Below are 13043 nucleotides of genomic sequence, written 5' to 3'. Positions count from 1 at the left end.
ACATGGCTGTATTTTAAGGCCTCCGCGCGTTGAAACTGACGCGCTGGGGCTTTTTTCTTCGGACTGAGTAAGTAGCTGAGTTCGTAGCGCCGAGTTTATATGCCGCCATTCATCCTGCGGGTTGGTTTTTGTTATACTTAGTCACTATCTCATAGCGAAGAATCATTAGTAGAACTCTTATGTCGCTCAAAAAACTCCCAATTGGTATTCAAACCTTTAGCGAAATCCGTGAAGACGATTATCTGTACATCGATAAAACGGCGATGGCTTATGAGCTGTTGCAAACCTACAAATACGTGTTTCTAAGCCGTCCGCGTCGCTTCGGGAAGTCGTTGTTTTTGGATACGTTGCGCAATATATTTGAAGGCAATCAGCATTATTTTTCTGGCCTAGCGATTGAGGATCAATGGGATTGGTCGGTTAGTTATCCGGTGATTCGAATTAGTTTTGCGTCGGGCAAGATTGAAAACCGTACACAACTTGATGAAAGCATTTTACGCACGCTGAAAGAAAATCAGCAGTATCTAGGCATAGAGTGTGAAGAAAAAAACAGTGTTGCCGGCTGTTTTAGCGAACTGATTCGCAAGGCCCACGCCAAATACCAACAAAAAGTGGTGGTGTTGGTCGATGAATACGACAAACCGATTCTCGATAGCATCACCAATACACCTGTCGCGCAGCAAATCCGTGACGGCTTGGTCAATTTTTACAGTGTGATTAAGGGCAGTGACGAGTTTTTGCGCTTTGCGTTCTTAACTGGGGTGAGTAAGTTTACCAAAACCTCAATCTTTAGCGGCTTAAACAACATTACTGACATCTCGTTACAACGCAAATACGGCGATATTTGTGGTTACAGCCAGCAGGATGTGGAAACGAGCTTTGCACCCTACCTAGACGGTGTGGATATGGCGAAGCTGCAGGCCTGGTACAACGGCTATAACTTTTTGGGTAGTCAGATGTACAACCCATTTGACATTTTAAAGTTCATTGCTAATGAACACACGTTCAGAAATTACTGGTTTGAGAGCGGTACGCCGACCTTTTTAATTGAGTTGATAAAAACCCAGCATTACTTTTTGCCGAGCTTGGCGAATCTGCGGGTGGATGAAAAACTGCTGAACAGTTTTGATATCGATAACCTGGATTTAGAAGTGATTTTGTATCAGAGTGGGTATTTGACGATAGACCGGGTGCAGACCACCCTGTTTGACACGCTGGAATACACGCTAAAAATTCCCAACAAGGAAGTCAAACAATCTCTTCATGATTATATTATTGATCAGCTCGTGCAGGACAAACGCCCAATACCTACTAAAACAGATATTTACAAGAGCCTGTTAGAGGCCGATCTGGACAACTTCAAACACGCCTTAACCAGTATGTTTGCCAGCATTCCCTATCACAACTACATCCAAAACGACCTGAAGCACTACGAGGGCTTTTATGCCAGCGTGATCTATGTGTATTTACAAAGCCTCGGCCTCAACATAATTGGTGAAGATGTGACCAATAAAGGTCGGATTGATTTAACGATCATCATGGATCAGGCGATTTATATTTTGGAATTCAAAGTAGACCGCCCCGACCAACCCAACTCCAACGCCTTAGAACAAATCAAAGCCAAAGGCTACGCCGAAAAATACCTGAGCGCTCAAAAACCCATTTACCTGGTGGGCATTCACTTTGATGCCGAGCAAAAAAACCTCAGCCGGTTTGAATGGGAGACGGCTTATTAGCTCCCTTCTATTTAGCGGCGTTTTGGGCTCTTTTTAGCGGGTTGTTTAGCCAGCTTTTTAGCCAATTTCTTTTTGTGCGGCTTTTTCTTAGCGCGGGTGGGTTTGTTTAAGCTCAACCGGGCTTCTAAACCAGGCATGGTCGTCACATTCAAACGTTTATTCAGGTGATACTCTATCCGTGCGATGTCTTTGAGTTCATGCCCTTCGGCCAGGGTAATCGCCAAGCCGACCTGCTGTGCACGTCCGGTTCGTCCAATTCGATGAATATAGATATCACCGCGTAAAGGGACATCAAAATTAATAACGTGGGTTATGTTGGCAATATCAAGCCCTCGTGCCGCCACATCGGTGGCAACTAACACTTGTTTGGGGTGGTCAGTGAAGCGCTTTACCCGTTCTAAGCGAGCGGCTTGGATAAAATCACCATGAAGTACATCCGAAGCAAGTCCTTCCGCATTTAACCAGTCATTGAGCTCAATCGCACGTGATTTTTTATTACAAAAAACCAACGCTTTTTCACAGCTGGCATCTTGTAGTAGCGTTCGCAATAGCGTCTGTTTATGCTCGCGATCGTCTGCAAAGTACAACAGTTGTTGCACTTGATTGGAGTCGTGATTGGCCGCATCAACTTGAATAATTGTTGGATCATCAAGCATCCGTTGTGCAAAGCGTTCAATGCCACTCCCCGATAGGGTGGCTGAAAATAAACCGGCTTGAAAACTATCTGGAATCGCATCCAATAACGCATAGACATCGGGCCCTTGACCCATGTCGAGCATCCGGTCGGCCTCGTCAATCATAACTAGCTCAAGGTCGGACAGGTCAATGGCATCTTGTTCAATGAGATTCAGTAAGCGGCCTGGGGTGGCGATCAGGATTTGATACGGCTGGGTTAATAAGGCCCGTTGTTTATCTTGGGCAAGGCCACCGGTAATTGCGACCGAGCGAAGATCTAAGTGACGGCTGAGCGATTTAACCACCTGGCGAATTTGTAAGGCTAACTCTCGCGTTGGAGCCAGTAATAGCGCACGCGGGTTAGGCGAATAACCCTGAGGATTATCAATAATATGTTGCAGTACCGGGAGCACAAACGCAGCGGTTTTACCCGTGCCTGTTGCGGCGCCAGCTAGGACGTCTTCGCCGTTCATTAAGGCAGGAATCGCCTGCTGTTGAATGGGTGTAGGGCGATTAAAATGGACGTCAGCTAAGGCGTCAAGTAGGCGGTCATCAAGTTCAAAATCGGCAAAATTCATAGGGCACGCCTTGTTAGGTTTATTGGGTAGAACGTAAAATGTCATAGCAGGGCTGGTAGTCCTCGGCATCGAGTTTCATGCGTTTTTGATCCACCAAAAACGCAAGTAAATCATCCAGAGCCGCCATAATGTCAGGGTCGCCTTGTAATTGATAAGGGCCTTTTTCAGCAATGGCTCGAATCCCTTCCGCTTTGACATTACCCGCCACAATCCCAGAAAAGGCACAGCGTAATTGTGATGCCAATAAATGCAATGGTTGATTGCGCGTTAAGTTTAAACCGGCCATCGCTTCATGGGTCGGTTGAAAGGGTTGCTGTAAGGGTGGGTCGATATAAAGCTGCCAATTAAAGTAATAAGCATCGCTAGTATCTTTACGATCTTGGCGCACTAAATTCAGTTGCTCCTTCATATAAAGCGCGACAGCCTCGGGATCATTAATAATGATATTGAGCTTGGATAGGGCTTCTAATCCCAGGGTTAATTCAACAAACCGTTCAATTTTTTCAAAGTAAATGTCACTATGCCGGTTGCCTGTCAGCACTAATGGTAGAACTTGTTCTTGGTTGTTGGGGTGCAGTAGGATGCTTAAAATATAGAGCAGTTCTTCAAGCGTACCAGGCCCACCCGGGAAAATGATAATGCCATGTCCTAGTCGGACAAACGCCTCTAGGCGTTTTTCAATGTCGGGTAAAATCACTAACTCATTCACGACCGCGTTGGGAGCTTCGGCGGCAATGATGCCGGGTTCGGTTAAGCCCACATAGCGACGGTTAAAAAAGCGTTGATTATGATGGCCGACCGCTGCTCCTTTCATGGGTGCTTTCATAACGCCAGGACCACAGCCGGTACAGACATTCATTGTGCGTAAGCCCAACGAATAGCCGACATGTTTGGCATATTCATATTCGTGACGAGGTACGGCATGACCACCCCAACAGACCACCAGACTGGGTGGCTCGTTGGTGTGCATCACTTCAGCGTTACGCAGCATGTGAAATACCGCATTGGTGATACCGGCAGATTCATTTAAATTAAAATTGCCGGATTCTAGAATACTGTTTTGAGTATATAGCAGGTCGCGAACCACTGAAAAGAGGTGTTCTTTTAAACCAGCAATGAGTTCGCCATCAATAAAGGCTTTCGCCGGCGGGTTGCAGATGATCAACTCAATGCCTCGACCGCGGGTAGTGACTTTAATATCAAAGTCTTTATATTGTTCGAGGAGTTTTAAACCACTGTCTAAATCACTACCGGTATTGAGCACCGCTAGACAGCACTGGCGAAATAATTCGTTCAGCCCTCGCTCACTGGTATCACACAACTGTTCCGCTTCATGTTGTGATAGCACTTGTAGCGTGCCCTGGGGGCGAATGTATAACGCGTTTGGATGATCGCTCATAGAAACCTCAAAAGTCAGCTTGCCTATTATCAAGGGATTGACTGAATTGAGCAACTGCTAATAGTTGGGATTGAAAGCACAGGTCACTTGAAAACGGTGCGGCTCGTCCTTATAAATAGCTAATAAAATAGCAAAAGGGATGTCATGGAGTTTCAGGATTACTACAAAACGCTGGGTGTCGAGCGCAATGCTGATACCGCCACGATTAAAAAAGCCTATCGAAAATTGGCGGGGCGTTATCATCCGGATAAACCCGATGGCGACGAAAACAAATTTAAAGCGATCAGTGAAGCCTATGAAGTGCTTAGCGATGATAAAAAGCGTGCCATGTACGACCAGCTAGGCAGTAATTATCGCCAAGGTCAGCAGTTTGAGCCACCACCCGGGTTCGAGCAGATGTTTGGTGGTGGTATGGGTGGCGGCGGTGCCGGTGGTTTCAGCGATTTGTTTGAATCCTTGTTCCGAGGCCAAGGCGGTTTTGGTGGCGCCGGTGGCAGTCCCTTTGGGGGTGGGTTCGGTGGTCCACGTCCGCAAAAAGGGCAAGATCAGCAGGTGACTGTTAGCTTGACATTGGAAGAAGCCATGTCAGGTCAAGTACGTCGGATTAAGGTGCAAAAGGGTGCCGAATCACGGTCGTTAGAGGTAAAGATTCCTGCCGGTGTGAAGGATGGGCAAAAAATACGCTTGAGTGGTCAGGGTCAGCCTGGGCGTCATGGTGGTCCAAATGGTGATTTGTATTTGGCCGTTAGCCTATTGCCGCATAAAGTTTATCGGCTTGAGGGCGAGCAGCTGGTATTGGATTTGCCGGTTACGCCTTGGGAAGCCGCTTTGGGTGGCAAGGTTACGGTGCCGACCCTACAGGGCAAGATTCAATTAACCCTGCCAGCGAATACGCCATCCGGTAAACGCATGAGGTTAAAAGGGCGTGGCTATGGTAAGCCCGCCGGCGATTTGGTGGTGCAAATCTTTATTCAGATACCACCGGCAAATAGCGAAGCAGACCAGGCCTGGTATCAAACTATGGCGCAAGAGCGTGGCTTTAATCCGCGTGTCGATTGGGATTAATTTGAATTCACTTTTTGTGGCTATGGTTATGGCCGTAAAGGTCGTTTGGATCAATCATTGGATCTGACAAAATAGTCAGGTGTTGCTGATCGATACCGTTGTAGAAGCAATTTGAGCGCCCTGTGTGACAGGCTGGACCGGTTTGATCAACCTGCAGTAATAGTGTGTCGCCATCGCAATCAAGGCGCGCGGCAACTAGGCGTTGAATTTGCCCGGATGCCTCGCCCTTACGCCAAAAAGCTTGGCGTGAACGCGACCAGTAGCAGACGCGTCCGGTTGCCAGGGTTTCTTCTAAGGCGGTAAGGTTCATATAGGCTAACATCAGTACTTCGCCGGTATCATGCTGTTGCGCAATCGCCGGCATTAGCCCGTCTTGATCAAACTTGAGTTGGCTTTTAAATGCCGACCAATCGAATTGGTCGCCTTTTTTGGCGGCTTCCAGATCTAAAAAGGTTTTAGGTTGTTGCATGCTAGGACCTATTTTTTCTTGGCCTTGGCAAATGCCATGGCAAATAAATTATTTGAAACTTTCGCGTCAGTTTTTGGCGGCTCTTTCGCCTTAATATCTGATTTTGCACCCAATTTTAGCATGGTTTGCATTAACTCGGCCGTTGCGCGTGCATCGGCGAGGGCATCATGGGCGTCACCAGGAAACGGTTTATTCAAAATGCGCTCATAAGCCATGGTCAGTTTCGGCGTTTTCCAAAACCAATGCATTCGTTCTGAATGCCAGCGCATGGCACCGACCAATTCTTTACTTAATTCGGCCACATCAAGCCACTTTGCGTAATCCAGCTCAAATGGCAGTTGTTTTTTTTCTGCGCTATTTTTGAGATAGCTAAAATCACTTTCGGTGCTGTAGGCTAGGATAATGTCGGCTTGTTGTAACAAGGCATGAATCTCGGGCCAGCAATCTTCAATTTTAGGGGCATCGGCAACCATTTCTGTGGTGATGGCATGTTTTTCATTCGGTGGAATAGGATAGCCGGGGTTGTAAAGTTGATTGAGCTTTTCGTTACCCTCAAGGTCGCATACCGATAATTGCAGAATGTCAGCTTCCAGGTTAGTGGAAATGTCGGTTGCCTCAATATCTAAGCAGAGAATGGTTTTGTTATTGAGTTCTTTGGCCTGCTGTTTGAGTTTGTATAAGGCATCATTGCGGTTATCGCGAATCAAATCAGTCACACTGGATTGAGTAAACTCACTAATCAGTGCTTCAATAGCCAAGGCCAACTTATGCTTCGATTTTTGCAGATTGGTGCAAACCGTTTCGTCTTGACTGGCTTGGCTAATAAACTGATCACAGCTGACCAGTTGCTCATCTATAAGCAGTTGATCTAGGGTGTGTTGAGCTATTTTTCGGGTATCAAAATCAAAGTCTTCGAGCGGGGGGATTCGCAAGCCGGCCGTGAGTAGGGCTTTTTCACCTTTAGCGGGAGAGGCGATGATTTGTACGCCTTTAATATCCAGGCCATCAGAAGCGGCAACCGCCACAATATAGTCTTTAAGCGGTTGGTTGCGTTTATCAATAAGAATAAGTTGGGCTGTGTTCATGAAGATAGGGCGGGCTAAATTTTAAAAAAGTTTATTTTAGCAGTTATGCCCTGTTTTGCTCAGTTTTCTTTTGGTGATGTGGTTTGCAGTCCGCTCTGTAAACTATAGCAAATATTTATGACGCTAAAACCGGGGGTGATGTTTTAGCGTCAATAGAAAATGGAGCTTAGAATTAGTCTTCGTTTAGGGTTGAACGGGTGCGTTCTACACGTTTGGTTTTGATGTGCAGTGCCGCTTTGGCCATCAAGTGCGCACTGACCGGTGCGGTTATGAATAGAAACACGGTTACCAGTAATTCATGCAAACTAATCCCTTCACCGCGCACCGTAAAGAATATAGCTGATGCAATCAGAATGGCGCCGACGCCAAGTGTGGTGGCTTTAGTTGGACCGTGTAGGCGCATATAAAAATCGGGTAGTTTGAAAAGCCCAATCGAGCCGACCAGCGTAAAAAAAGCACCAATTAAAATTAACGCCGATATGATAACTTCTAACATAGTCTATCCTTATTCCATAATATCGCCGCGCAGCAAATATTTGCTGAGCGCAACGGTGCCTACAAAGCCCATGACTGCAATCAACAGCGCGGCTTCAAAATACAGCGCACTGCCTAAGTGAAGGCCGAGCAAAATCAGTAGAGCAATGGAGTTGATGTAAAGCGTATCTAAAGCCAAGATGCGATCGGGTAGCTCGGGTCCAATGATCACTCGATAAAGGCTTAGCAACAATGCCACGCTTACCATGGCAAAGGCAATCGGAATGACAATCTCTAGCATGGGGCAAATACCTCTTTCAATGGACGCTCATAGCGTTGTTTAATATCGGCAATCATTTGCGCTTGATCATCAATATGTAGCGCATGAATAATCAACTTGGTTTGATCGGGTGATAAATCACAAGATACCGTACCGGGTGTTAATGAAATGGTGTTTGCCAAGATACTAATTCCAATCGGGGTGGTGATGTCTAATGGGACTTCAAAAAAACCAGGCTGTAGTTTGTCATTACGTCCCAAAATCAACTTAGCCACTGCAAAGTTGGCAACCATAATATCCCACAAGACGACAGCAAGGAATTTAGCCAGGGTGCCCGGTTTTTGTACTTCGATTTTTTCAGGCCAGAAAGCGGCGGTAAACCATGGGATGAAAATAGCCAAAATCGCACCAAGTACCATATGACCGGGATCAAATGTATTGTTCAGTAGCAACCAGGCAACCCACAACACAAACGATAATATCGGATGAGGTAAGATTCGTTTTAACATTAGTTTCTCTCCGTGGCTGGCGTGCTCAATACCGCGTCAATATAGCTGCTGGCATCAAATACCTGAGCAGCAACCAAGTCTGTGTAGGCGGTAATGGGGTGTGCAAAAATAATCATAATTGGTGCCGTCGCAAATAAGGCTATAACGGCAACAAGTGCGGATTTATTTAAACGCTCACCTGGCGCCTGTTCGCTCGGTTGGGTGCGATAAAATAATAATGACCCTGAGCGAGCCATCGCAACAATGCTGAGTAAGCTGGCTACCAATACGATCGCAAATATTGCCGCTAACCAGGCATGCTCCATCGCCGCCGCTAAAATAAGTAGCTTGCCAAAGAAGCCCGATAGCGGCGGCATGCCGGTCATCGCAATGGCCCCAAACATAAAGGCACTGCCGATAATCACGCCGTTGGCCATAATCGGTGACGATTCAAAGCGATCATCCATGTCACCGCGTCCGCGCGCAATGATATCGGCTAACAAGAACATGCCACCGGCAATGAGTGTGGAATGAATCATATAGTAGATGGTCGCTGAAAGTGCCGCAGGCGTGGCAATACCGACACCAACCAGCAAGGTTGCAACCGATGCGAGGACTAAATAAGCCACCTGTTCACGTAACCCGCGAGCCGCCAAAATCCCCAGCGCCGCTAAGGCTAGCGTAATAATGCCCAGTCCTAATACCCAGGGCGCGAAATAGAAGGCGAGATCACCCGCGTCTTCGCCAAAAATGGTGCCATGTGCACGGATAATAGAATAGATACCAACCTTGGTCATAATCGCAAACAGTGCCGCGACTGGCGCCGAGGTGTTCGCATAGGCGGTGGGTAACCACAAATACAAAGGAAACATGGCGGCTTTAATGCCAAATACAATCAGCAGTAGCAGGCCTGCTGCGGCAATAAGCGCGCGATTTTCTGCCGGTGCTTCGGCAACTTTAACGGCCATATCGGCGATATTCATGGTGCCGGTTGCCCCATACAAGGCGCCTACGGCAAACAAGAACAGGGTCGCACCGATCATGTTAATCACCACATAATGCAAGCCAGCTTTGGTGCGCAAACGGCCGCCACCATGGAGCAGTAGTCCGTAAGAGGCGAGCAACATGACTTCAAAGAATACGAATAGGTTGAATAAGTCACCGGTCATAAAGGCGCCGTTTAGGCCAAAGACCTGTAGCTGGAACAGCACATGAAAGTGACTGCCTTTGGCATCATAATTGGTTGCAATGGCATACCAGAGTGAACCCAGTGCAAGAAGGGCGGTGATAAATATCATCACAGCCGATAAGCGGTCTAGTACAAACACAATGCCAAAAGGCGCAATCCAGTTACCAGACAGATACACTTCTTGCGCACCGGTGCTGGCCACTTTTAGCATTTCGATGCTGACAAAGATTAAACCAATTGTCAGTAATAGGTTAAGCGCACGCTGGAGCTTTAAGCCACCCATACGCGCAAACAATAGAATAAAACCGGCGACTAATGGCAGTAATACCGGAAAAGCGGTCAATTGCATCATTATTTAGTCTCCTGCTCATCATGGGCACGGTGTAGGCCGTCAACATGGTCGTTGCCAAGCTCACTGCGTGCTTTTAGCGCCAATACAATCAAGAATGCGGTCATGCCAAACGCAATAACAATCGCGGTTAAAACCAAGGCCTGAGGGAGTGGGTCAGCATAACCCGCCGCCGCGGCATCAATAACCGCTGGTTGACCAATCGTCAGGCGTCCCATGGTAAACAAGAAGACGTTTACGGCATAGGCCAGCAAAGTTAGCCCTAATACCACTGGGAACGTACGTGCCCGCAGGGTGAGATAGACACCGGCGCTAGTCATTACCCCAATTACAATTGCTACAAGCCATTCCATTAGTTTTTCTCCTGTTGGGGTACATAGCCATGAGAGGCGCGACTGAGTTTACCTAGCTGAACTAGACTTAAGACAGTTGCCCCTACAACGACTAAGAACACGCCAATATCGAATGCAATCGCACTGGCGACTTCAAACTTACCGACCACCGGCCAGGTTAAATATTCAAAGGTTGAGGTCAAGAATGGGAAGCCAATCGCAATCGAGACCAAACCGGTACCAGTTCCGATGAGAAGGCCATAAGCAATCACGGTATGCATATCCACTTTCATGCGTTCGCTAGTCCAGTCGATACCATTTGCTAAGTACTGAACAATGAGCGCCACTGAGGCGATCAAGCCGGCAATAAAGCCACCGCCGGGTAGGTTATGTCCGCGTAAGAAAATAAATACGGCGACTAATAACATTAACGGCAGTAGCAAGCGAGTTAGGGTTTGCATAATAGCTGGATGGGCATCAGGGTTCCAGAAACGGCCTTTGGCATCCTGGTCGGGTGCCGGCAGTTTCATGCCTTCCAGCATTGCATAGATACCCAGGCCTGCTAGGGCGAGAACCACAATTTCACCCAAGGTATCAATGCCACGGAAGTCAACCAGAATCACGTTAACCACGTTGGTTCCACCACCACCAGGCACCGAGTTTTCTAGGAAGAATTCGGAAATCGGCGCAAAGTCACGCGTCAACACCGCGAGGGTTAGCAGGGTTACGCCGACACCACTGATAACAGCAATCACCGCATCACGCCCTAAGCGGAGCTTGCCAATTTCTTTTGGGCTGGTCTGTGGCAAGAAATAGAGCGCCAGTAACAAGAGCACGATGGTGACAATTTCCACGGACAGTTGGGTTAAGGCCAGATCGGGTGCCGAGAACTTCACAAAACCTAACGCAATAATCAAACCCACCACACCAATCGAAATCAAGCTTAAGAAGCGTTGTTGGTGAATAACGACGGTCATAATCGTGGCGGCAATCAGGACAATCGCGGCGGTTAGAGTGACCGCATCAATAGGTAGTGCGGCACGGTCGCCAAATAATGGCGCATCCACCGTCATAAAGCCAATGATGCCAGCCACTAAGCTCGCGCCAATGATCCATACCGCAGCATGCTGTAATGAGCCTTTATCAAAGCGGCGAGTCACGCTGAGTGACAGGGTTAGGGTGGCATTCAGAAGTGCGTTGTAGCCGATACGCGCATCGACACGGCCGAGGATCTGGTCATGTAGTTTGTATAAACGCTCACGAATCATATACACCCCAACACCCAAAGCAAGCGCTAGCATACTCATGAATAAAGGCAGGTTAAAGCCGTGCCAAATTGACAGGCTATACTCTGGCGGGGTCGCCTGTAATGTACCGGCCACGGCCACCGCCAAAATGGGCGCCACAGTAAACATCGGTAAAATACCCACGGCTAAACAAATCACCACCAATAAATCGACCGGGATTTTCATAAAGCGGGGGGGTTCATGCGGCACTTTCGGCAAATCTTTCGGTTCGCCATCAAAGAACACATCATGAATAAAGCGCAATGAGTAAGCGACTGAGAAGATAGCTGCAAGGGTGACTAGGACGGGAATAGCCCATGCCCAAGCACTGGTTTCGGCAGCAAATACGGCTTGCTCAAAGAACATTTCTTTACTTAAGAAGCCGTTCATTAAAGGTACGCCGGCCATCGCCGCCGCAGCGATCATTGCGAGCACTGCGGTGTGAGGCATGTATTTTAGTAGTCCACTGAGTTTGCGCATGTCACGGGTGCCAGTTTCATGGTCGATAATCCCGGCGACCATGAACAGTGACGCCTTGAAGGTGGCGTGGTTGATAATATGGAAAATCGCCGCGACGGCGGCCATTTGGGTACCAAAACCAAACAACAGGGTAATTAAACCCAAGTGACTGATTGTGGAGTAGGCCAACAAGCCTTTCAAATCATGTTTAAACATGGCGGTATAGGCGCCAATCATAAAGGTTAGCAGGCCTGCTGTACCGACGATCCAAGTCCATTCTGGGGTGCCGGATAGCGCTGGGAAGAAACGCGCTAATAGGAAGATACCTGCTTTAACCATGGTCGCCGAATGCAGATAAGCCGATACCGGCGTTGGTGCCGCCATCGCGTGCGGTAACCAGAAGTGAAACGGAAATTGGGCTGACTTAGTAAAAACACCAAGCAGAATTAGGATCAGAATCGGCAAATAAAGTTCATGATTACGAATCATCTCACCTGCGGCTAGCACATCGGTTAGATTGTAACTGCCCACAATGTTACCGAGCAATAACACACCACCGAGTAACGCCAAACCACCGGCACCGGTGATGGCTAATGCCATCCGCGCGCCGTGTCGTGCATCTTGACGATGTTGCCAATAACTAATCAGTAAAAACGAGCTTAGGGATGTGAGCTCCCAAAATACCACCAGTTGTAGTAGGTTTTCAGATAATACTATCCCGAGCATCGAGCCCATAAACATCATCAGGTAAGCAAAGAAGCGTCCCATCGAGTCTTTTGCCGACAAATAGTAGCGAGCATAGATAATGATGAGTAGGCCAATCACTAAAATAAGTAAGGCAAATAAGAGTGCCAAGCCATCTAAGCGGAAGGCGAAGTCTAAGCCAATGCTAGGCATCCAGGCCCAACTTTGAATAAGCGTTTCACCTGCAAATGGCAGAGCCATAGCTGGGGCAAGGAAGGCAAGCGCAAGGACAGTGATCCCGGCTGATACCCAAGCCGATGCAACACGATGAAATTTTGAAGCCCAAGCGGCCAAAGCGGCGCCAAGGAAGGGCAACAAAGCTACTATGGGCAAGTTAAAGGCAAGTAGGCTCATGTTTTTCCTGATCGAAGTTATAAATAAAGTTTATTAGCCGAGAAGCTTACCATGTAGGGCGTGCAAGTCAATAATTTGTAA

The 13043-nt window shown here is 47.7% G+C and carries 12 protein-coding genes; 2 read left to right on the top strand and 10 right to left on the bottom strand.

Annotated features, from left to right (window positions below):
• Positions 1-179: 179 nt before the first annotated feature.
• On the top strand, positions 180-1736 hold the full coding sequence (locus THICY_RS07490) for an ATP-binding protein (protein ID WP_013836009.1): 1557 nt from the start codon (positions 180-182) through the stop codon (positions 1734-1736).
• Between the two features lie 11 nt (positions 1737-1747).
• Here the strand turns inward: THICY_RS07490 and THICY_RS07485 are convergent, their stop codons facing one another.
• Both THICY_RS07485 and ppnN read right to left on the bottom strand, forming a co-directional pair.
• On the bottom strand, positions 1748-2989 hold the full coding sequence (locus THICY_RS07485; RefSeq protein WP_013836008.1) for a DEAD/DEAH box helicase: 1242 nt from the start codon (positions 2987-2989) through the stop codon (positions 1748-1750).
• 19 nt (positions 2990-3008) lie between these two features.
• Positions 3009-4388, bottom strand: coding sequence for a nucleotide 5'-monophosphate nucleosidase PpnN (ppnN, locus tag THICY_RS07480; RefSeq protein ID WP_013836007.1), 1380 nt, complete (start codon positions 4386-4388; stop codon positions 3009-3011).
• 144 nt (positions 4389-4532) lie between these two features.
• On the opposite strand from ppnN, the gene THICY_RS07475 reads away from it, so the two are divergent.
• Entirely contained in the window at positions 4533-5453 is a 921-nt protein-coding gene (locus THICY_RS07475) for a DnaJ C-terminal domain-containing protein (RefSeq protein ID WP_013836006.1), read from the top strand.
• A 7-nt stretch (positions 5454-5460) separates the two neighbouring features.
• On the opposite strand, the gene hisI is transcribed toward THICY_RS07475, so the two are convergent.
• From hisI to THICY_RS07435, 8 genes are all read right to left on the bottom strand, one after another.
• A complete protein-coding gene (hisI, locus tag THICY_RS07470) occupies positions 5461-5922 on the bottom strand; it encodes a phosphoribosyl-AMP cyclohydrolase (protein ID WP_013836005.1) in 462 nt (153 codons plus the stop codon).
• Between the two features lie 8 nt (positions 5923-5930).
• The gene (locus THICY_RS07465; RefSeq protein WP_013836004.1) at positions 5931-7007 is read right to left on the bottom strand and encodes a 3'-5' exonuclease; all 1077 of its coding nucleotides are present in this window, start codon (positions 7005-7007) and stop codon (positions 5931-5933) included.
• 172 nt (positions 7008-7179) lie between these two features.
• A complete protein-coding gene (locus THICY_RS07460) occupies positions 7180-7503 on the bottom strand; it encodes a Na+/H+ antiporter subunit G (protein ID WP_013836003.1) in 324 nt (107 codons plus the stop codon).
• 9 nt (positions 7504-7512) lie between these two features.
• Positions 7513-7782 carry a K+/H+ antiporter subunit F gene (locus THICY_RS07455; protein WP_013836002.1) on the bottom strand — a complete coding sequence of 90 codons (270 nt, stop codon included), beginning with the start codon at positions 7780-7782 and terminating at the stop codon, positions 7513-7515.
• Positions 7776-8270 (bottom strand): Na+/H+ antiporter subunit E, encoded by a 495-nt coding sequence (locus tag THICY_RS07450; protein ID WP_013836001.1) that lies wholly within the window; start codon positions 8268-8270, stop codon positions 7776-7778. Before THICY_RS07450 ends, THICY_RS07455 begins: the two co-directional genes overlap by 7 nt.
• On the bottom strand, positions 8270-9790 hold the full coding sequence (locus THICY_RS07445) for a monovalent cation/H+ antiporter subunit D (RefSeq protein ID WP_013836000.1): 1521 nt from the start codon (positions 9788-9790) through the stop codon (positions 8270-8272). Before THICY_RS07445 ends, THICY_RS07450 begins: the two co-directional genes overlap by 1 nt.
• A complete protein-coding gene (locus tag THICY_RS07440; protein WP_013835999.1) occupies positions 9790-10140 on the bottom strand; it encodes a Na+/H+ antiporter subunit C in 351 nt (116 codons plus the stop codon). The genes THICY_RS07445 and THICY_RS07440 overlap by 1 nt, the downstream gene beginning before the upstream one ends.
• Positions 10140-12962, bottom strand: a complete 2823-nt coding sequence (locus THICY_RS07435) for a monovalent cation/H+ antiporter subunit A (RefSeq protein WP_013835998.1) — start codon at positions 12960-12962, stop codon at positions 10140-10142. Before THICY_RS07435 ends, THICY_RS07440 begins: the two co-directional genes overlap by 1 nt.
• Positions 12963-13043 lie beyond the last annotated feature (81 nt).

Origin of the sequence: Thiomicrospira cyclica ALM1, assembly GCF_000214825.1 — a bacterium.
In the GTDB taxonomy this organism is placed as follows: Bacteria; Pseudomonadota; Gammaproteobacteria; order Thiomicrospirales; family Thiomicrospiraceae; genus Thiomicrospira; species Thiomicrospira cyclica.
The sequence above is the reverse complement of the archived record's forward strand: the minus strand, read 5'-3'. Positions and strand labels throughout refer to the sequence as shown.

Bases quoted from the DNA above. Each gene is read 5' to 3' on its own strand.
- THICY_RS07490 (WP_013836009.1), top strand. From the start codon at position 180: ATGTCGCTCAAAAAACTCCCAATTGGTATTCAAACCTTTAGCGAAATC.
- THICY_RS07485 (WP_013836008.1), bottom strand. From the start codon at position 2,989: ATGAATTTTGCCGATTTTGAACTTGATGACCGCCTACTTGACGCCTTA.
- ppnN (WP_013836007.1), bottom strand. From the start codon at position 4,388: ATGAGCGATCATCCAAACGCGTTATACATTCGCCCCCAGGGCACGCTA.
- THICY_RS07475 (WP_013836006.1), top strand. From the start codon at position 4,533: ATGGAGTTTCAGGATTACTACAAAACGCTGGGTGTCGAGCGCAATGCT.
- hisI (WP_013836005.1), bottom strand. From the start codon at position 5,922: ATGCAACAACCTAAAACCTTTTTAGATCTGGAAGCCGCCAAAAAAGGC.
- THICY_RS07465 (WP_013836004.1), bottom strand. From the start codon at position 7,007: ATGAACACAGCCCAACTTATTCTTATTGATAAACGCAACCAACCGCTT.
- THICY_RS07460 (WP_013836003.1), bottom strand. From the start codon at position 7,503: ATGTTAGAAGTTATCATATCGGCGTTAATTTTAATTGGTGCTTTTTTT.
- THICY_RS07455 (WP_013836002.1), bottom strand. From the start codon at position 7,782: ATGCTAGAGATTGTCATTCCGATTGCCTTTGCCATGGTAAGCGTGGCA.
- THICY_RS07450 (WP_013836001.1), bottom strand. From the start codon at position 8,270: ATGTTAAAACGAATCTTACCTCATCCGATATTATCGTTTGTGTTGTGG.
- THICY_RS07445 (WP_013836000.1), bottom strand. From the start codon at position 9,790: ATGATGCAATTGACCGCTTTTCCGGTATTACTGCCATTAGTCGCCGGT.
- THICY_RS07440 (WP_013835999.1), bottom strand. From the start codon at position 10,140: ATGGAATGGCTTGTAGCAATTGTAATTGGGGTAATGACTAGCGCCGGT.
- THICY_RS07435 (WP_013835998.1), bottom strand. From the start codon at position 12,962: ATGAGCCTACTTGCCTTTAACTTGCCCATAGTAGCTTTGTTGCCCTTC.